At 45.7% G+C, this 21347-nt stretch carries 12 protein-coding genes; all 12 read left to right on the forward strand.

The window, feature by feature from the left end:
- The first annotated feature begins 21 nt into the window (after positions 1 to 21).
- Positions 22 to 534: a type VI secretion system baseplate subunit TssE gene (gene tssE / locus J7445_RS03905; protein ID WP_070490941.1), complete on the forward strand. Its 513-nt coding sequence runs from the start codon at positions 22 to 24 to the stop codon at positions 532 to 534.
- Complete coding sequence (locus J7445_RS03910; RefSeq protein ID WP_070490943.1) at positions 531 to 2507, forward strand: type VI secretion system baseplate subunit TssF; 1977 nt, start codon at positions 531 to 533, stop codon at positions 2505 to 2507. Before tssE ends, J7445_RS03910 begins: the two co-directional genes overlap by 4 nt.
- Positions 2504 to 3544 (forward strand): type VI secretion system baseplate subunit TssG, encoded by a 1041-nt coding sequence (gene tssG, locus J7445_RS03915; RefSeq protein ID WP_070655623.1) that lies wholly within the window; start codon positions 2504 to 2506, stop codon positions 3542 to 3544. The genes J7445_RS03910 and tssG overlap by 4 nt, the downstream gene beginning before the upstream one ends.
- Before the next feature lie 89 nt (positions 3545 to 3633).
- Positions 3634 to 6285, forward strand: coding sequence for a type VI secretion system ATPase TssH (gene tssH / locus J7445_RS03920; protein ID WP_070490947.1), 2652 nt, complete (start codon positions 3634 to 3636; stop codon positions 6283 to 6285).
- A 128-nt stretch (positions 6286 to 6413) separates the two neighbouring features.
- Complete coding sequence (gene tssJ / locus J7445_RS03925) at positions 6414 to 7040, forward strand: type VI secretion system lipoprotein TssJ (protein ID WP_070490949.1); 627 nt, start codon at positions 6414 to 6416, stop codon at positions 7038 to 7040.
- Positions 7041 to 7065: 25 nt separating this feature from the next.
- On the forward strand, positions 7066 to 8409 hold the full coding sequence (tssK, locus tag J7445_RS03930; protein WP_070490951.1) for a type VI secretion system baseplate subunit TssK: 1344 nt from the start codon (positions 7066 to 7068) through the stop codon (positions 8407 to 8409).
- Between the two features lie 24 nt (positions 8410 to 8433).
- Entirely contained in the window at positions 8434 to 9699 is a 1266-nt protein-coding gene (gene tssL, locus J7445_RS03935; protein ID WP_070490953.1) for a type VI secretion system protein TssL, long form, read from the forward strand.
- A gap of 31 nt (positions 9700 to 9730) precedes the next feature.
- Positions 9731 to 13288 carry a type VI secretion system membrane subunit TssM gene (gene tssM / locus J7445_RS03940; RefSeq protein ID WP_049226882.1) on the forward strand — a complete coding sequence of 1186 codons (3558 nt, stop codon included), beginning with the start codon at positions 9731 to 9733 and terminating at the stop codon, positions 13286 to 13288.
- Between the two features lie 142 nt (positions 13289 to 13430).
- Positions 13431 to 15704: a type VI secretion system Vgr family protein gene (locus J7445_RS03945; RefSeq protein WP_070490957.1), complete on the forward strand. Its 2274-nt coding sequence runs from the start codon at positions 13431 to 13433 to the stop codon at positions 15702 to 15704.
- A gap of 12 nt (positions 15705 to 15716) precedes the next feature.
- Positions 15717 to 16853 carry a DUF2169 family type VI secretion system accessory protein gene (locus J7445_RS03950; protein ID WP_209283171.1) on the forward strand — a complete coding sequence of 379 codons (1137 nt, stop codon included), beginning with the start codon at positions 15717 to 15719 and terminating at the stop codon, positions 16851 to 16853.
- Positions 16854 to 16936: 83 nt separating this feature from the next.
- Positions 16937 to 20935 carry a DUF6531 domain-containing protein gene (locus J7445_RS12155; RefSeq protein ID WP_244969513.1) on the forward strand — a complete coding sequence of 1333 codons (3999 nt, stop codon included), beginning with the start codon at positions 16937 to 16939 and terminating at the stop codon, positions 20933 to 20935.
- Positions 20925 to 21260, forward strand: a complete 336-nt coding sequence (locus J7445_RS03970; RefSeq protein ID WP_070655617.1) for a DUF6984 family protein — start codon at positions 20925 to 20927, stop codon at positions 21258 to 21260. Before J7445_RS12155 ends, J7445_RS03970 begins: the two co-directional genes overlap by 11 nt.
- Positions 21261 to 21347: the final 87 nt, after the last annotated feature.

Genomic DNA, 21347 nt, shown 5'->3' on the forward strand with positions numbered 1-21347 from the left:
CTCCGACTACCGCAATCAATCATGTCGCAATTCAGAAACCAACTGCTGCCTTCTTTGTTTGACAGACTGACAGATGAAGAACCGCGCAAGAAAAAAGAAGCACGCCCAGATCAGGTCATCAATCTTGATCAATATCGGCAGGCTGTTCTGCGCGATATTCTTTACTTACTGAATACCTGCAACATGCAAGCGGAAAGTATGGAGAAAGATCTGCCTGTCAATGTACGCTCTTCCACACTCAATTACGGCATACCGCCCCTGTCGGGAGTGAATTTCTCCGACATAGAATGGCAGAACGTAGAACAAAACATCAAACAAGCCATCATCGACTTCGAACCACGTCTCGAAAGCAAAACCCTGCAAGTTATCGTAAATACCGTAGACGATGATGACGATGCTTTACACAACAAACTTATTATTGAAGTCAAAGGTTACCTGAAACTCAATCCTTATCCCAAAGAGTTCCTGCTACGAACCAGTATGGATGTTGAGACCGGGTTGTTTGACTTGTTAGATGGGGGAAATAGGTCTTGAATAACAAGTTATTGTCTTACTACAATAAAGAACTGACCTTCCTGAAGGAAATGGGCAGGGAATTTGCACAGCAATACCCCAAAATCGCCTCCCGCTTGGCACTGGATACAACCGACATCCCCGACCCTTATGTCGAAAGGCTATTGGAAGGTGTAAGCTTTCTTACTGCCCGCACCCAGCTCAAGCTGGATGCGGAATATCCCCGTTTCGTACAAAGAATCTTAGAAGTCGTTTACCCTGACTTCATCAATCAGAAACCGGCGGCAGCTATTGTCAATTTGGAACCTACCGGTCAATACAACGCCGACGTGATCAATCTACTGGAACGTGGCAGAGTATTGCGCTCATTACCCATCGACGAATTCAAAGTAAGTTGCCCGTTTTCCGTAACCAAAGCCACTGAAATCCTACCTTTACGCATAGAAAAAGCCAAATATACCGATTCGCTCGGCTATTTACCAAGTACGCTTCCCGCGCTCAAAGCATCTGCCGGGAAAAAAGTGCAATCTGCCTTACGTTTGGACTTCTCGCTCAGCGTACCGGGCGCATGTTCGGAAATGTTGCCGGATGAATTATCTGTGTTTTTAGGTACGGAGCTTTCTAAGTCATCTGCACTGCTGTTTTTACTGGCCTCAGAATGCGTAGGCGTCGTTTGCCACAGTTATGAGAACCCCAAACAATGGTATTACCCGTTGTCCTCCAAACCGGAACATCGGGGATTTCGGGAAGATGAAGCCTTATCGTTTAATTTGGACAAATCCGTCAGTGCATTCAGGATTATGCAGGAATACGCGCGTCTGCCGGAAAAATTCCTGTTTATCGCTCAAAAAGATATCAAACAGGCTGTCCGTCAGGCTGAGAATGACGGACATTTACCCAAAGTGCCCGAACATTTGGAAGAAATCGTAAATGATAAGGGCGTCAATAAAAAAATCATTACTTACCGCAAACGCTATTTCAGTCTTTCATTTTTATTCAGCAACAAAATACCTGAATTGACAGAACTGATCGGCGTAGAGGATTTTTCTGTCAATGCGGTGCCGGTGGTGAATCTATTCAGAAAAAAAAGCTCCCGCTTTCCTGTAAATATCCAAGATCAGGAACACCACGTCATCATCGACCGTACGCAGCCTTTGAATTATGAAGTCTACGCCATCGAACAAGTAAAAGGTTTTGACACCAACAACCGTCAAACCGTTGCATTTTCTCCGATGTACAAAGCGCCGGATATGGGACTCTTCCCCGAAGCCCAAACTCAGCATGCTTATTTTTCAGCACGGCGTGCAGACAGAGTTCCATCAGAAAATTCTGTTAAAAATGGCTTCCGTTCTTCCTACTTGGGCAGTGAAGTGTTTTTGTCTCTGGCCGACAATCGGGATTACGCCTTCAATTCTGGCATACAACATCTTTCCGTAGATGCTTGGTGTACCAGCAGGGATTTGCCACTGATGATGCCGCGCGACGGAGAGTCTGATTTCCTGATTGAAGGCTTCCTGCCGGTTAACTCTATCAAGCTGATTTCTAAGTTAACACGTCCTCAAGCGGCTGTGAGTGAGGATCGAACGCTTTGGTCGTTTTTAAACCAATTAAGCTTGAACTATCTGTCATTATTAAACATCGACCAAGAAGATGCACCCGTCACCTTAAAAGAGCTTTTAATGGTGTTTGTTTCTTCCGAAAATGATTTGCTGAAAAAACAGATTGAATCGATTACACGTGTTGAGACTTCCATTGTGAACAAGGTAGTCCGTCATTACGGAGTTGCAGCACCTGTTCGAGGCATCAAAATCACGGTTACGCTGGATGAAGCGCAATTGGGCGGTATCCATCCCTTCCTATTCGGCTCGGTTTTAAACCATTACTTCCAACGTTTGGTGTCGATTAACTCATTCATACAGCTTCAAATTGACACGCTCCAACAAGGACATATGGCTACTTGGCCGACTGCTGTTGGAGAGAGGGTAATCGTATGAGTCCGGTTAACGCTCAAACAGATTTTGGCGACGCATTGGACGATACATGGGACGAAAAACTGACTGGCTTTTTAAACAAAATCGCCTCCCAGCCCTATAAATACGATTATTTTTCACTCTTGCGCCAGCTTGAATCCGTCAAATTTGTTACTGGCGGAAAATTATTAGGCAAAGCCGTCAGCCCCAAAATGGAGAAAATAAGGATTCGCCAAGAGCCATCACTTATTTTTGCTCCGCGCAACATCCAATCGGTTGCCCTATCGCCGCGTTATGTGGAAATTTCCATCAACGGATTCGGTTTGTTCGGTCCATCCGGCCCCCTGCCCTTGCATTTGACTGAATATGCCTATGAGCGTCAACACCAACACGGCGACCGAACATGGACCGGTTTTGCCAATATGTTGCAACACCGTTTGGCTGTCTTGTTCTATCGGGCATGGGCCAACGCTCAAAGCATTACTTCTTTAGACAAAAATGCTGAAGACCGTTTTGGGAAATATATCGCCAGCTTTAATGGGCTGGATACACCGGCCATACATAACAAAGGCTTAATCCACGAATTTGCCAAGCGTTATTTTGCCGGCCTACTGATGAAGCAAAGCCGTTCGACAGCCAATCTTCAACAATTACTCAACCGTTATTTCAAAGTCCCCGTTACCATTCAAACCAATGTCGGATACTGGGTTGAGGTTTCGGAAGAAAAAACGCAAATCGGCATCATGGGCAACTATACCTTGGGAGATGGCTTGCTGCTGGGTGACAAGCTTTATGATGTTCAAAGTAAATTCCGCATCATCATCGGTCCGCTTAACCTGCCCGCTTACCGATCATTCTTCAAAGACGGTATCAATACCGCCCGTTTACGCGAGTGGGTACGGCTGTTTGCCGCAGATGAATATGAATGGGATATACAGCCTGTTTTAATGCAAAAAGAAATACCGCTCATGGACTTAGGTGGACAAACACAACTCGGCTTAACAACTTGGCTGGGAAATGTTTCCCGTGATGCTGAAGACTTGATCGTCAGCAACCATTAAACAGCTTTTTCAGACGACCCCTTTGTCGGAAAAAGCTTCTTTCAAACTATTTTTAGACATACTTGGAATAACTCAATTAAGGACACATCATGTCAAACATCAGCCGCAGCGTATTATTTGGCAAGTTGAATACCACCTTGTATAAAACTCTGGAAAATGCCTACACCTTCTGCCGTCTTCGTGAAAACAGCTACGTTGAGTTGGTTCATTGGCTTCATTCTCTTCTGCAAACCGAGAAAACCGACATCTTCTGTCTGATCAACAGTTTTAATTTAGACGAAGCCAGAGTCCGCAAAGATGTATTAACAGCAGTTGAAAAACTTCCCGCCGGCTCGACTGCCGTTATCGATTTTTCCGAACATATCCAAACCCTTGTCGAGCAAACTTGGACATACAGCTCGCTCAAATTCGGTACCGACAAAATCCGTACTGCTCACATTTTCTATACCATTCTCGAAAATAAAACTTTACAGAGCATTGTGGCCAATATTTCATCCGAGTTCCTCAAAATCAAACCTGAAACATTGGCAAACAACATTGTCGCTATTACTGCGAACTCTGAAGAAAATCTCGATGTTACCCAAAACGCCTTATCTTCGGAGCCTAATGCTACCCACAAAGAAAGTGCCTTGGCCAAATACGGCAGCAATCTCACTGAAAAGGCAAAGAATGGCGAAATAGATCCTCTTACCGGTCGCGATGCCGAAATCAGACAAATGATCGACATCCTGATGCGCCGCCGTCAAAACAATCCGATTCTCACAGGTGAAGCTGGTGTCGGTAAGACAGCCGTAGTCGAAGCATTGGCATTGCGTTTGGCTGCCGGAGATGTTCCGCCTGCATTGAAAGACGTTCAATTAATCCTGCTGGATATCGGTTTGCTCAAAGCCGGTGCCAGCGTCAGTGGAGAATTTGAATCACGCCTTAGAGCGGTTATGGACGAAGTGGAATCCAGCCCGACTCCCATTGTGCTCTTCATTGATGAAATCCATACCTTGATCGGTGCTGGCGGCGCAGCCGGTACGGGCGATGCAGCCAACCTGCTCAAACCTGCACTGGCCCGAGGCAAACTGCGTACCATCGGCGCGACAACATGGGCAGAGTACAAAAAATACTTTGAAAAAGACCCTGCCTTAACCCGCCGTTTCCAAGTGGTGCAAGTGGATGAGCCCGACGAAAACAAAGCCATCAACATGCTTAGGGCATTGAATGCTTCTTTGGAAAAACACCATAACGTGATTATTCTCGATGAAGCAATTCAGGCAGCCGTGAAACTTTCCCACCGCTACATCCCTGCACGCCAACTTCCCGATAAAGCTGTCGGCTTGATTGATACTGCCTGCGCACGAGTTGCAGTCAGCCAGCATGCTGTTCCCGGCAGTATTGAATTTTTGCGGAAGAAATCCGAGGCATTAAAACTTGAACAAGCAAATTTGGAACGTGAGAAAAAACTCAGTTTCGATTCTGAAACACGGATAACCAATATCGGCAAAGAATTAACTGAAGTCGAAGGTCGTCTGAAAAAATTAGAAGACAGATGGAAATCTGAAGCAGACTTGGTTACTGAGCTGTTAGAGGTACGTGAACAAATCATGCAAGCGGAAGAAGGAACGGCTGAGAAAGAAACCAAGCAGCTGCATACCCGCCAAAAAGAGTTGGTTAACAAACTGAAAAAACTGCAAGGCATCCAACCGCTGGTTATGCCCTTAGTGGACAGCCGTACCGTTGCCGACGTTGTGGCTGACTGGACAGGTATTCCCGTTGGCAAAATGATGAAAGACGAAGTTGAGGCCGTCTTGCAACTTGCCGATACTTTAAACAAACGCATCATTGGCCAACGACACGGTTTGGATGCAATCGCCCGTCGTATCCAAACATCACGTGCGAATCTGGATAACCCCAACAAACCTATCGGCGTTTTCATGTTGGCAGGTCCTTCCGGCGTGGGTAAAACCGAAACGGCATTGGCTCTGGCTGATACATTGTACGGCGGTGAACAAAACGTAATTACCATCAATATGAGTGAATATCAGGAAGCTCATACCGTATCCACCCTGAAAGGCGCGCCCCCGGGCTATGTCGGTTATGGTGAAGGCGGCGTACTGACCGAAGCCGTGCGACGCAAACCTTATAGCGTCATCTTGCTTGATGAAGTAGAAAAAGCACATCCGGATGTGCATGAAATCTTTTTCCAAGTATTCGACAAAGGCTGGATGGAAGATGGCGAAGGCCGTTATATCGATTTCAAAAACACCATTATTATCCTGACCACCAATGTGGGCACAGATTTGATTATGGATATGTGTGACGACCCTGAAATGCTGCCTACTCCAGAAGGTTTAACCAAAGCCTTACGCGCCCCTATGCTGAAAACTTTCCCTGCCGCGCTATTAGGCCGTATGCAGGTGATTCCTTACTATCCGCTATCTGACGATATGCTCTCAAAAATTGTGGAATTGCAATTAGGCCGTATCGTAGATCGAATTAAAGATAACCACGGTATCGACCTACACTACACGCCTGAAGTGCTAAAACTGATTACTTCGCGCTGCACAGAAGTTGAGTCAGGTGGTCGCATGATCGATGCGATTCTGACCAATACTGTTTTACCGCAAATCAGTCGGGAACTGCTTACTTGTGCAACTCAAGGCAAACAAGTTTTAAGCGTAAATATTGATGCAAGTAATCATGACTTTACTTATCAATATAAATATAAACTTCGCAAGAAAAATACCTTATAATTCCATGCTAAATCAGAAAATTTAGTCTTTCTAATTAAAATACACCCATTTATTCCCCTGTTATTACATATTTCATTGGAAGTATTTATTGTTTGTACCAATATTTATCAATCTAAAGGCGAATTAAGATGCATAAACAACTAATAAAATATATATCATTCTTAATGATATCCTTAATGGTAAGCTCATGTGCTTCCGACCATAAACCCCCTAAAGAATCTGATGAGAGTGGGGAAAAAATTGATGTACAAATCATAGTTTCTCCTGATTCGAACCCTAATATAATTGGCCAACCTTCTCCCATCAGACTGGATTTATATCAATTGTCTTCTGACGGGGAGTTCAAAAAATCAAATTATTTTGAACTTACCAACAATGCCAAAGAAAATTTAGGTGAAAAATTAATCCAGCAGAACCAATTCATGCTACATCCTGATACGGTTACCATATTGCCAATTAAAATGGATTCCCACCTGAAATATTTAGGTGTAGTCGCGAGTTATCGAGATTTGGATAACAGTCAATGGCAATTGGTATTGTTAAAACAGAAAAAACGATGGTATCAATTCGGCAAGCATTATTTTTATGTAAATATTGGTAAAAATAAATTAACTCAATTATCAAAGTCAGAAATGAAGGATATGTTAAAAGAATACAAAGAGCGACACCCTGACAATAAACAAATTAAAGAAAATGGAAAAATTCGTAAATACGATAATGACCTTAGTAAAGGTATTTTCCGTGAAGAAAAATAATAACTAAAAAATTAAGGATGAAGACATGGCAATAGAAGCGAAAGTAGTCTGGTCAGAGGGTATCTTTATTACTCCTCAACATTTCCAGCAATTTGAACGTTATCTTGAATCCGGCCTACGCCAATTAGCCGTTTCTCAAGAGGGGCATTTTTGGGGATTCTCTTCGCTGGTATTAAATTCAGACAGCCTCAAACGGGGGGTAATTAGTATTAGTGAAGCAGAAGGGGTTTTTCCCGATGGCTCTGTATTTTTGTTCTCGCAAAAACAGCTCGAAAATCTGACTCTAAAAGTTCCTGCAAATATTAAAGACACCAAAATCTGCCTAGCTGTCTCTCTGCCTTCTTCTGTAAATAATGAGATTTATTTTCCAAATCAGGACTCTTCAGACTCATGTCGCTACAAAGCTTTTAATAAAACTCTAGCAGACACTACAAATACTGAATTAGATGGTCGTCAGGTAACACTAGCAGATCTTAATCCGATGTTAGTTTTAGAAAACGACTTAACCAGCGGACAAACTGCCCTGCCCATTGCTCTCATCCGTTCCAGCTCTGCGGACTTTGAAATCATTCTGGACGAATCATATATTCCGCCTTGTCTCGGAAGTCAAAAGCAACAGCATCTAAAGGCTTATATTTCAGAGATCTATGGTTTATTGATGCAAAAAAGCAATAGCTTGGCTAATGCTGTGAATGATCCTAATACCGGCGGCTCTGTTGAAGTTATGGACTTCATGATGCTTCAAACCATTAATCGATATTTGGCATATTTGCATCACGAAAATGAAGGCGCACGACAAACACACCCTGAACAATTATTTATTAATTTATCCAAACTATGTGCTGATTTAATGACCTTCCTGCCTTCTCGCAAAGTAGGTGATATCCCAGTATATGAGCATAATGACCTAACCTCATGTTTCGGTAAGTTATTTTTCAATTTACGTAAATCATTATCTATCGTACTTGAACAACGAGCGATTAGGATTCCGCTTGATATGCGTGATGAAGCGACTCGCGTTGCTCAAACACCAGACCAAAGTTTACTGGACAAAGCTTCATTTGTTCTTGCGATTAAAGCCGATATGCCGAACGAAGCACTGCGCCAAAAAATTCCTAGCGTAGTAAAAATAGGTACCGTGGAAAAAGTAAAAGAATTGGTTGCTTACCACCTGCCTGGAATTAGGGTGCACGCTTTATCTGTTGCACCAAGAGAATTGCCATACCACAGCGGTTATGTCTATTTTGAATTGGACAAAAAGCACGAGTTGTGGGACATGTTTGATACTTCATCAGGCATGGCCTTCCATTTAGCCGGTAATTTTCCGAATTTAGATGTTGAATTTTGGGCAATTAAGTCTTTAAGTTAATTTAGTTTAATTTGGAATTTCATTATGGATAACCAGAATAATGCTGCACACAGCATCGCAAATATTTATAACCCTTTGATTGAGGCTGCCAAACCAGTTTTTATCTTAGTCAATGCGATGCAACAAACTACCAGTCAATTGTCTACTGACAGTTTGATCAACAAATTTTCTATCCTAATCAATAATTTTGAAGAAAATGCTGAAAAAAATGGAGCAAGGTACGACGCTATCCAGGCCGCAAAATACTGCCTATGTACTTTCGTAGATGAATTAGCTGTTCGTGCGGGTTGGGCAGATGAAACTTGGTCCAAAAACAGCCTGCTAGTATCTTTCTATGACGAAACATGGGGAGGAGAGCGTTTTTTTGAGATTATTCAAAATCTAAAGCAGGATCCGGATAAAAATATTGATTTATTAGAGTTCATGTACTTATGTTTGCAATTCGGCTACAAAGGCAAGTATCAAGTATTAAACAGTGGCGAACTCGAAATTGACAAGATTAAGAGAGATTTGCTTGCCTTAATTCACAGCAAACGGCCGGATCAAACTGCTGAGCTTTTCAAACACAATCCAATTATTACCAATACCATCCAAAGAAAACAGAGACTTACTATTCCTTTATGGGTAGTAGGTGTTTTAGGAGCTGTTGTCTTGGGAATAGGCTACTTTGCTATGCAATGGTCTTTAGGTAATGATTTTGATACCGCCAGTACAAAAGTCAATAATCTCAAACTTCCTCCTGTCACAGCCAAACAGCAAGAAACACAAGGCACCATTCGGTTACGGCCTTTATTGGAAAATGAAATCGCCAGAAAGCTAGTCTCTGTGGAAGACTTCCAAGATAGAAGTACGGTTACTATTTTAGGTGATGGTCTTTTTGAGTCTGGTTCAGCGCAAATCCAAGACCAGTATTACCCTGTCCTAGCTAGAGTCAGCCAAGCTTTGGATAGCGTAGAAGGACAAATCGTAGTGACCGGATATACTGACGATAAACCTATTCAGAGTCTGAACTTCCCATCTAATTGGCATCTCTCTCAGGCTCGGGCAGATGCAGTAAAAGAAATTTTATTGAATTACATCAAAAATGGTGGAACACGTATTCGTTCCGAAGGACGTGGCTCGACCGATCCTGTTGCGCCAAATAATACTTTGGAAAATAGAGCTAAAAACCGAAGAGTTGAAATAACCCTATTCACAACGGGAACCGGCCCTAAACTGGGGAGAGCAGTGGAAGTAAAAACCAATACTTCAACTACTCAGCCAAACAGTGATGTAAATACACATCAATAATCTGAAATTGGATTGATACGGAAAAACAAATATGAAAAAAATTCTTTATTTTCTAGGCTCCCGTTCTTTATGGGTAATGTTGGGTATCGCCGGTCTGATTATATTGGTATGGTTTATCGGCCCACTGATTTCCATAGGTGAAATTCGTCCCTTAGAAAGTAAGGTCATTCGCCTTGCTGTGTGTGTCGCCATTGTCGGCATTTGGTTGGCTAAAGCTATATTTCGCCAATATCGTGAGTCACGCCGCAACGCTGCCTTACTGAAGGAAATTCGCGCAGCGCAAGAACCTATCTTAAAAAATGCAAGTGATGTTAGCTCAATGAGCCGTCAGTTTGCTGAAATGGATAAAGTACTGAAAAACGCTAAATTCTCCAAATCTAAAAATAGTTTATTGGCGAGATTGGAAGAAGGTCAGTATCTTTATCAAATGCCGTGGTATGTTGTTTTAGGTGCTGCCGGCTCCGGTAAAACAACAGCGTTAAAACGTTCCGGTCTCAACTTCCCCCTAGAAAGCACTTTAGGAACATCTGTAAGTGGCTTGGCAGGAACGCGTGATTGCGATTGGTTTTTATCGGATGAAATTGTACTTCTCGATACTGCGGGCAGATTGTCTTTACATGACAACCACAGTAATAAAGACTCCAGCGACTGGGAAGAATTTGTCTCTCTGTTGAAGCGTTACCGCCCCAAACAACCTATCAACGGTGTATTGGTTACCGTAGGAGTAGATGATCTTTTAGGAGGTAAAACCAATATTCCCGAAATTTCTGCAGAGCTTCGCAAAAGAATCCATGAGATGCATACTAAATTAGGTATACATTTCCCCGTTTATCTCATGATAACTAAACTGGATTTACTGCATGGTTTTGACAAATTCTTTGATCATCTGACTGAAGAACAAAGAAATCAATATCTGGGAATTTCTCTTTCTGATACGGAAGGAATGGAAACTCCTATTGCCACTGCTTCCAACGCTTTATCAGAAGTTGTGGATAAATTGCGCTCCTCTATGCTGGGCACTATTCACCAATTGGAATCTTCTGAAGATAAAGCCGCAGCTTTTGCTTTTCCTGAAGAATTTGAACGTCTTAATCAGGCGGTACTTTCTCTATTTAAAGAGCTATCTAAATCTTCAAAATTTGAACAACCTATTTCCTGGAGAGGTGTTTATTTTTCAAGCGGCACCCAAACGGGACAACATTTCAATCCTATCTTGGATGGCTTGCAAAATGATTTCCAATTATCGAAAAAATACTTGGATTCAGACCGAACCAAAACTCAAAACAACGAGCGAAGCTTTTTCCTGAACAGACTGTTTTCTGACGTTATCCTTAGCGAAGCAAACTTGGCTGGAGAAAATAAATCTTGGTTTGTCAAAAAACAAATGCTCTATTGGTTAGGCATTGGAGCCATTGTCACCATAGTTGCTGCTTGCTTAGCCATGATGCTAAACAGTTACTCAAATAATCGCTCATATCTTGATCAGGTTGGCGATAAAGCAACCAAACTGGGTCAAGAGGCCAAGCAATACACTGAAGCACCCGATCTGCTTAAAGCGGTAACATTTGCAGAAAATGTCAAAGATACGACCAGCAGCAAAGAGATTCCTGATCTGTCTTCCCCTCCCCTCAGCTATCGTATGGGTCTTTACCAAGGCGGGCAAATGGAAGATGTAGGGGAATCTGCCTACCGCAGAATCCTGCAAGACAACGTGATGCCTTTGATTAGCTTTAAATTAGATGAACTTCTGCGTACAACCAGCGGCTCAGACGGAGTTAATGGCTACAATGCTTTAAAAGCTTATCTGATGATGTATGACAAAGACCATTTTGATGCCGCTTTTATGCAAAACTGGCTGATGACTAATTTGTCTAAAGCAGAATCTTCAGGCATGAGCGACCAACAGAAAAAATCTGTTGAAAAAGCTTTAAACCAGATTCTTTCCAAGCAAAGCATTACTCCTAGCGTACCCTATGATGAAGCATTGGTTGAACGTCGTAGACAAGAAATTGCCCAAAGAGATATTGCAACTATGGTGCTGGAGGATACCATCAATACTGTTACTCTCTCAGGCAAAGAAGGAATCACACCTGTTTCTCTTTCAAGTATGGGCGGCGTGCAAAGCCACTTATTATTCCGTCGTAAAACTGGTAGAGCTTTAAAAGAGCCTATTAACTTCATTTATACCAAAGAAGCCTACATTACCAAAGTATTACCTGCTATGGTTAAATCGGCAGAACAATTTTTTAATGAAGACAACTGGGTATTGGGTAGCTATGCCTCACAAAGCCAAAGTAAAGCTACTGTTCTTTCTGATGCTCAAAAGCTTTATTTCAGCAATTACATCAAGGCATGGAATAACTATTTGTCTGATTTGTCATTGGTTGTACCTAAATCATCTCGAGAAAGTATTCAGATTGCCAAGCTTTTGTCAGAGAAAAATTCACCCTTGGTTAACATTATCAAAGGTATCAGTGACAACACGACGCTCACCATTGATAAAAAGATAACCGATAAAGCAGACAGTAAAATTGCCGACTGGTTAAATAGAGCAGGTCTGTCAAAGCTTTTAGACGCTGAAGGAGAGGCCAATGTGAAAAATGAATTGGCTGCTTTGAAACTGGCCACTCCTGTTGATGATGCTTTTGCAGATTTCCATAGCTTAACTGAAACCACAAACGATCAACCTCCGGCTATTAACAGCGTTACTGAAGCCATTAATGATCTGTACGTTTATTTGGTTGCCGTTAATGTTGCAGTTGAAAAAGGCGTAGATTTACCTCCTGATGATCCGTTTGTGAAATACAAAGCTGAAGTAAACCGGCTTCCTATGCCCTTCCGCCCAATGTTAGACAGTTTTTCTGAGATTATTTTGAAAAACACCGACAAGATTGTCGATGAAAAACTTATGTCCACCTTGGAAAAACAGTTGGCAACCGTAACAAACAGTTGCCAAGAAATACATCAACAGGGCTACCCTTTTGATAGAGGTTCTGAGACCAATGTTGCCTTGGAAAGCTTCAGCAATATATTTGGTCCAAACGGCATGTACAGCAAGTTTACCAATTTGTCAGGGGAGGCCGCCGTATTGGCGCGTTCAGAGAAACTGGAAACATTAACGGCCAAAAACAGCGCATTTAAAGACCGTTTTTCCAAACTGAACGACATTGCAACAATCCGACAAGGATATTTCGACAAAGGATCTGAAACGCCTACTTTTGACTTTACAGTCAAGGTCTTGCTCCTTGATTCCAGCCTGGAAAGTGTGAATGTTTCTTATGCAGGGAAAAGCTATGTATACAGTCATGGCCCAGTCAATCCTGCAACCTTTACCTGGCCTTCAAAAGAAGAAAATGCCTTGGCAAAAATCGATGTTTCCTCTCCGCAAATCAATAGTGCGGGTATCAGCTCAACCGGACCATGGTCGATATTCCGTCTGATTGAAAAAGGAAAAATCATTCGTCAAACAGGAAACACTACCGTTGTCGAATACAACATCCAAGGCAAAAACGTTGTGCTTGAATTTACTACTTCTACAGCCTTCAACCCCTTTAATTTAAATAAATTAAGGAATTTTCAGTGCGTTTGAAGGTCGTAGTACGAATGTAAGCAGGTCGTCTGAAATCACATATTCCAACAAGTTTCTGCCACAGTCCTGTGTGTGATTGAAAAATAGAAAATCTGACACTGAAGCGAAATTGGTTTTTAATGTAAACAAGGAATTTCCCGAAATGAATAGAACAGTCGTTGCTCATACACCTTTGGGATCACAACTATTATTCAAAAAAATGCTTGGAACCGAATTTGTTTCAAACCTTTTTGAGTTTAATATCACTTTAGTTTCCAAAGATTCCAATTTACAAGGCAAAGATATTATCGGTCAGCCTATAACATTGGAAATTGATACAGAAGCAGGCAGTCCGCGCTATTTGAACGGTTTGGTGACTGACTTCGGCTATATCGGCGAAGATGAAGATGAAGAAGACTATCATGCCTATACCTGCACAGCCCGTCCGTTTATGTGGTACCTCACGCAGAACACCGATAGCAGGGTATTTGTCGATAAGTCTGTTCTGGATATTACCAATGAAGTCTTGTCCCCGTTCGGATTCCCTTTCCAAGTAAAATGCCAAAAAAGCTATCGTACAAGGGGCTTTTGTGTCCAATATCAGGAAAACAGTTTTGACTTCCTGAGCCGCCTATTTGAACAGGAAGGCATCTACTATTACTTTACCCACAGCAACGGTTCGCACGAGCTGGTTATTGCTGATGATGTCAGTATTCTGGAAGCCATCTCTTCTCCTAACATTCCTTACCATTCCAAAAATACTGCACCCGGAGCACCCAACATCGCCTATATCGACGTATGGGAAGAACGGGATGCCTTGAAATCCAGCCAGTTCGTGACTCAGGAATACAATTATAAAAACGCTAAAGTTCCGATGAAGTCCTCCGATTCGGTTCACGATTTCAGTTCTGTTCCTATGGAACATTATGATTTTTATACCGGCTTTAGCGATGTTTCCGAAGCGCAAAATTACAGTCAGGTACGCAGTGAAGATCTGAAAAGCCAAACCAAGATCATTACCGGTTCAGGCACTGCATTGACAGTGGCTCCGGGTTATACATTTACACTGAGTAAGCACCCGCACTCGTCATCCAATACCGAATACACCATTCTGAAAGCAGACTATGATTTTGAAGAAGCCGGCTATACTACCGGCGATCGTATCGGCAAATTCAGAATTTCATTCCGCGTATTGCCCAAATCCTACCCATACCGCCCTCCCCTTAAAACGCCAAAACCCAAAGTTTTAGGCACACAAGCGGCGACAGTAACAGGTCCTGCCGGAGAAGAGGTTTATACCAACGAGTATGGCGATATTAAAGTCCAGTTCCATTGGGACCGCTACGGCAAAATGGATGAAAACAGCTCCAACTGGGTTCGCGTAACACAAGGTTCTGCCGGCGCGGGATATGGTTCTATCAACACCCCGCGTATCGGTGAAGAAGTATTGGTTGACTTCATCAACGGCGATGCCGACCGACCGATTGTATTGGGTCGCCTGTACAACAGCGCAATGTCACCACCATGGGGCTTTCCTGCTGCGGCCAAGCAGTCAGGTATCAAAAGTAAGAGCTTCAACTCTCCACTTGCCAACTTCAATGAACTGATGTTCAACGATACTGCCGGTTCCGAGATGGTCAATTTCCAAGCGCAAAAAGACCTGACCTCGCTGGTTAAAAATAACGAAACCCGCAACGTTAACAACGACCGTACCACCACAATCGGGAACAATGAAACCGTAACAGTAGTGGGCGATCGGGCCAAAACCGTCCAAAAAAACGAAACGGCTTCAATTACCCAAAACCGTACCAAATCGGTGGGTCAAAACGAGACCTCCAGCATTACCCAAAACCAAAGTATTAGTGTTGGTGACAACCAAAGTACCAGCGTAGGTAAAGACCAAAGCGTCAATGTGGGTAAAAACCGCAGCCGTTCTGTTGGCTTGAATGAAAAAGTAGGCATAGGTCAGAGCCAAGCGTTGACTGTCGGACAAGATCAGAACGTTGCTGTCGGCAAAAACCAAGCGCTGACCGTCGGTGCCAACCGCAACAAGACTGTTGTTGCCAACGAAGTCAGCAGTATCGGCGGCAACAAACAGGAAACCGTCAGCCTGAACGGTATGAACAATGTCGGCATCGGTCAGATGACCAACATCGGTGCCGGCTATATGCTGAACGTCGGTGCAGGCTGGATGACTAATGTCGTCGGTGCAGAAATGCATAGCGTCGGCTTGGTGATGGGTCTCAACGCCGGTATGAACATCGGTCTCAATGCAGGTCGAAACATCACCCTGTCCGCAGGCAAGAAAATTACCATACAAGTCGGCAGTTCTATGATTCTGATTGATAAAAACAAAATCAGCATCGTCAGCAAATCAATCAAGATCGTCGGCACCAAAGTAGTGGATATCGACGGCAAAAAAGTCGACATCAACTAGAGAAGATGCGCCATGTTCGAGTTGCAGAACTTTACCTGCTTTCATACGCAGCAGTTTAAAAACATCGACCAAACAGATCGGGCTTATGATGTAATAGTCGCCAAAGTCAGCTACGAGTTTGAAATTGACCCGGAAACAGGAAAAACGGAGCTTGCGTTTGCCCGTAAGCAAACGCCACTTACGTTTGCCGATACCTATTACGGCGATCCTTCACAAACCTCGACTCAGTTTGAAAGCGACTTCAGCCTCTACAAGCCCAAAACCGACTTGGTTGTCAATGCCACCGCCTATGCACCCGACGACGTTCCCTCTCGGCAATTTACCGTATCCGTAAGTATCGGCGATTACCAAAAAAGCCTGGCGCTTACCGGGGAACGTTACTGGGTGCGGGAGGCGGCAGGATGGTCTTTGAGCGAACCCGACCCCATCCTTTCCCTGCCTATCCGCTATGAGTTTGCCTTTGGCGGCAGCGCAGTCGAAGACGACCACACAGGCTATCAGCAGAACGCCATCGGTATCGGCTACTATCCGAAGGCCGAACTCAAAAAAAACGGGTTCAAGCGGACACTGAAAGCGCATCAAATCTACGACCCCGCACACCCCGTGCGAGATCCGTCCGATAAGGCCGCGCCCGAAGGCTTTGGCTTTATGCCCCGTTATTTCGCACTGCGAGCCAAACATACCGGCACTGCCGATGCGCAATGGATAGCCAACCGTGCCCCACTACTGCCTGAAGATTTTTCTATGGCTTATTGGAACGGCGCCCATCCCTCGCTGCAGCTTCCCCATCTGAAACCCAACCATATTTACGAACTGACCTTTACCGGCATGGTGCATTCCTTCCAAGCACCCAACCAACGATTTACCGTTGATTTGCCGGTAGAAACTGTGTTCGTCCACGCCCATACGGCAACCAACTCGTCACTGTGCAAAGATATGGTATTGGACACCATCCTCGTCGATGTAGAACAACGCCGCATTGATTGCAGCTACCGCACATCTTTTCCGGAGGAACTGGAAATTGCGGCATGCCAGCTCAGATTCATCGCCCGACACGAACGGGCAGATCAAATCGCGGCCGCCCAAGCTTGTCGGGATTCACAGGATGAATTTATCCCAATCCCACCATCTTTGGCAGCACACACATAAACCACAAATAGGTCGTCTGAAACTCTAAACCCTTACTCATCCAGCTTTCAGACGCCCCCATCCCCCAACAGGAGCAAGCCGCCATGGCATTCAATAAAATCGCCCGTAAAAGCAGCGACTTCAGGGTCGTCTTTACCGTCCCCGATTTCTGCTGGCCGCCCCCTCCTGCTCCACCAGTCGCACCGCCCATCCCCTTCCCTCTCTTCGCCGACCTGGGCGGCGCCAAGACCGTCGCCAAAGACGTACGCCTCAACCGCAAGCCCGCCTTCGTCTTCAAGGCCAGTAAAACCAATCGCACTACCGGTGACGAACCCGCCATACCCGGCCGCAAAGGGGTGTTGTCGCGTACCGCCACCAAACCGGCTTGGCCGATGATGCATTCTTCTTCGGTTAAAATCCGCAAGCGCTATATCATTCGCGCCGGCGACATGTTCCACATGAACAACAAGTTCAAGAAGAAACTGCCGCCCAAACCCTGTATTTCCTGCAAAGCCGCCGCCGCTGCCGGCCGCCCGGTGAATCCGATACACGGGCTGAAGTTTTTGGAGAATGAAACCGACTTTGCTTTTGAAGGCATCCTGCCGCTGGTGTGGAGCCGCAGCTATTATTCCGACCAAGACGGTACCGGCTGGCTCGGCGAGGGCTGGAGCGTGCCGGGCTGCCAACGCATCATCCGCGATGCGTCGGGATTGGCCTATATCGACGATCAGGGCCGTCTGTTCCCGCTGCCGGAAGTCGATGAAGACGACGAAGAGCCGGTATTGTTCGAGAGCGAACAGATTTGGTTCAGTAAAAATCCGGACGGGCATTATGTCATTGCTTCGCTGGACGGTTCGATAGCGCTGCGTTTTGCGCCTTTGGTGGTGGCGGAAGACGGTTCGGACGAAGACGCCACCCTCTTCCCGCTGGTGGCGGTGGAAGACGCCAACGGCAACCATCAGCGTTTCGTCTATCATCCGCTGACCGGTCTGCCGCAATACGTCATCGACGGCAACGGCCGGGTGTTCTCGCTGAATTTCGGCAATGTCGCGGACGGGCAGTCGCCTAAAATGCGGCTGCTGTCGGTTTCGTTGTTGGAAGGTTTGCCGGTCTTCGGCGAAACGGTCCGGGTCGGCAGTCCGCTGGTCCGCTACGAATACAACGGCAGCGGCGACCTGATCCGCGTCATCGGCCGCGACGGCGCGGTCAAACGCAGCTTCGGCTATAAAAACAATCTGATGGTGTCGCACACGGATGCGGCAGGATTGGTATCGGAATACGAATACGACCATTACACCCCGACCGGCAAGGTGTTGCGCAACTGGACTTCTTTAGGCGAGGAATGGCGTTTTACCTATCACGACGGCTATACCGAAGTAACCGACGTGTTGGGCCGTACCGAGCAATATCATTACGACTACAACAACGAGTTGACCAAACGGGTGTTTGCCGACGGCAGCGCCGTATTGATGGAACGCGACAGTTTGGGCCGTCTGCTCAGCCACACCGATGCAATGGGGCGCGTTACCCGCTATCAGTACAGCAACGAGGGACAGGTTGAAACCATCGTCCGCCCCGACGGCGCCATCCTGCATTTCGACTATGACGACTGCTACCGCCTGATCCGTAAAAGCGATGCGGAAGGCCGTTATGACGGCTATACCTACGACGAAGCGGGCAACCTGCTGACCCATACCGACCCGCTGAAACATACCACCCGTTTCGAATACGCCGACAACGGCCTGTTGCTGTCGGTGACCGATCCGAACGGCAGCAGTACCGCCTATCACTACAATGAAAACCGTCAGCCCGACCTCATTACCGACTGCTCCGGTTACGAAACCAAACTGGCCTACACCCCCGAAGGACAGTTGGCGCGCATTACCGATGCGCTGGGACAGCACACCGAATACCATTACGACGCCGACCAAAACCTCACCCTCGCCCTCTATCCCGACGGCAGCAAAGAGACCTTCGGCTACGATGCCGCAGGTCGTCTGAAAACCCATACCGACGGCGAAGGCCATACCACTTCCTACGAATACGGCCAAGACGGTCTGCCGACCCGACGCACCAATGCCTTGGGCCATACCTTCGGCTACCATTACGACAAAGCCCGCCGCTTAGTCGGCCTCACCAATGAAAACGGTGCGCGCTACCGCTTTGCCTACGACGTCCTCGACCGCCTGATTGCCGAAAGCGGCTTCGACCATAAACTGACCGGCTACCGCTACAACGCCGGCAACGAGCTGGTCGAGCAGCGCGAATTCGGCGACGACGCCTCCCTTGCCGCCAAACTGATGGCGCAGCTGGGCGGACAGCCCGTCCCCAAAAAAGACGCCGCTCCGCTTTCAGACGACCCCGGCAGCCAAACCCCGCTGCGGATTACCGAGTTCAAACGCGATGTATTGGGACGACTGATCCACACCCTCGCCCGCGATAACGACAAGGTTCAGGAAACAGTTTACCAATACGACCCGAACGGCAACCTCGTCCGCGCCGCCAACCGCCACAGTATCACCTGCTTCGACTACAATGGAAACGGCCAACTCATCGCCCAACACCAATGGAAGGTGCCGTCTAAAGAAGAGAACGCCCGAAACGGCCTGCCCGAAACCGACTGGCGCGATGCGCAGTACGATATGCTGTACCTGCCCGTTACCGAAACCGTCCGCTACCACTACGATTTCAACGGTAACCGTACCGCCACCGTCCTGCCCGACAGCAGACAAATCAACTACCTGTATTACGGCAGCGGCCACCTGCACCAAATCAGTCTCGACGACGAAGTCATCACCGACATCGAACGCGATCAGCTGCACCGCGAAATCTTCCGCACACAAGGTAAGCTCGCCAGCCGTTACGAACTCGATCCCTTAGGCCGTCTGAAAAGGCAAATCGCCACCCTTAACGATTTGACCGAAGGCGGCAAAGGCAAAACCAAAGTAGCGGCGGCTTATGCCGTCAAACGCAGCTACGGCTACGACCGCACCGGCAACCTGACCCACAGCACCGACCAGCGGACGGGCACGACGCATTTCGAATACGACAGACTGGGCAGGATTACCCAAGCGGGCAACGAAGTATTCGCCTTCGACCCTGCGCACAATATCCTTTCAGACGACCTCAATGCCGTCCCGGACAACCGCCTGAAAACCTACAACGGCACGACCTATTACTACGACGAGCTCGGCAACCTGATCCACCGCGAACTGGCCGACGGCGAAGTGCAGAACTATTTCTACGATCTGCACGACCAACTGGTTAAAGCCGAAATCTTCAAAAAGGACGGCACGAAAGAAACTTGGGCGTACACCTACGACGCCTTGGGCAGAAGGATAGGCAAAGGTCGTCTGAAAAACGAAGAAGTTTCAAACGACCTCGAAAACCACACCCGCTTCGTCTGGGACGGCAGCCACCTCTTGCAGGAAATCCACCCGGACGGCAGGTATACCTATATCTACACTGACCCGGATTCCTACGAGCCCTTGGCGCAAGTCCGCGATTGGGCAACCGAAGACGGCGAAAGCCGACAACAAATCCACTACTTCCACTGCGACCAAATCGGCATCCCGAGAGAAATGACCGATAAAGACGGCAACCTCTTGTGGTTCGGCAACTACACCGGCTGGGGTCGTCTGAAAGAGGAAACCCGAGTAACAGATAGCGCATACCAGCCCTTCCGCCTGCAAAACCAGTATGCCGACCGTGAAACGGGGCTGCATTATAACTTCTTCAGGTATTATGAACCTGATGTGGGGCGGTTTGTGAACCAAGACCCGATTAGGCTATGGGGTGGAGAGAATTTCTATCAATTTGCATTTAACGCAAAAGTTTGGTTTGACCCATTAGGTCTATTAAATATACAGTTTGGAAATAATCCTAATCAAATTTATCACGCCTTTAGGCATACTGATGATTTAGGATTAGATAGAGAATTAGTAAAAAAAGCAGTAATAGCTGATTTATCTAAATGTGCTAATCAAGTACCAAATGGAAAACCTTTTAATCAAAAAATTACAGTAAATGGTATAGATCTCCAATATACAGCATTTAAATTAAAAAATGGTACTTTGAATGTAGGGAGGATACATGGCATTTAATAAACGCCCTCTTACCAGTAATGAAGCTAATCTACTCAAAATTTTATTGGCTAATAAAAAGCCCCAATATAATAATTTAAAAACCTCTTTTACTAATAATGTTATTTCTCTCGATGATGGGGGAATGGGTAGCATTTTATTTTTGAATGAGCATAATGAAAAAAACAATCTAGAAATTATAGCTCTATCAGAATATCAGTTTAATGATGAAGATGATGTCCCTGTGTTGGCAACGTTATATTCTTATAGCGATGGAAGATTATACGAACTAGATATATGGAAAGTAGATTTTAGTCCATTGTTAGCCTATCCAAATGAAGAATAGCAAGCCGTAGCCCGCATGAAACCTCCAATCCCGACGTAGGGTTTGTGCGGTACGCACGCACGCGGTTTCTGTTCAAACGACCTCAGT

This window comes from Neisseria sicca, assembly GCF_017753665.1.
GTDB lineage: Bacteria > Pseudomonadota > Gammaproteobacteria > Burkholderiales > Neisseriaceae > Neisseria > Neisseria flava.

Coding starts and splice junctions, on each gene's coding strand:
- tssE (WP_070490941.1), top strand. CDS start 22: ATGTCGCAATTCAGAAACCAACTGCTGCCTTCTTTGTTTGACAGACTG.
- tssG (WP_070655623.1), top strand. CDS start 2,504: ATGAGTCCGGTTAACGCTCAAACAGATTTTGGCGACGCATTGGACGAT.
- tssH (WP_070490947.1), top strand. CDS start 3,634: ATGTCAAACATCAGCCGCAGCGTATTATTTGGCAAGTTGAATACCACC.
- tssJ (WP_070490949.1), top strand. CDS start 6,414: ATGCATAAACAACTAATAAAATATATATCATTCTTAATGATATCCTTA.
- tssK (WP_070490951.1), top strand. CDS start 7,066: ATGGCAATAGAAGCGAAAGTAGTCTGGTCAGAGGGTATCTTTATTACT.
- tssL (WP_070490953.1), top strand. CDS start 8,434: ATGGATAACCAGAATAATGCTGCACACAGCATCGCAAATATTTATAAC.
- tssM (WP_049226882.1), top strand. CDS start 9,731: ATGAAAAAAATTCTTTATTTTCTAGGCTCCCGTTCTTTATGGGTAATG.
- J7445_RS03945 (WP_070490957.1), top strand. CDS start 13,431: ATGAATAGAACAGTCGTTGCTCATACACCTTTGGGATCACAACTATTA.
- J7445_RS03950 (WP_209283171.1), top strand. CDS start 15,717: ATGTTCGAGTTGCAGAACTTTACCTGCTTTCATACGCAGCAGTTTAAA.
- J7445_RS12155 (WP_244969513.1), top strand. CDS start 16,937: ATGGCATTCAATAAAATCGCCCGTAAAAGCAGCGACTTCAGGGTCGTC.
- J7445_RS03970 (WP_070655617.1), top strand. CDS start 20,925: ATGGCATTTAATAAACGCCCTCTTACCAGTAATGAAGCTAATCTACTC.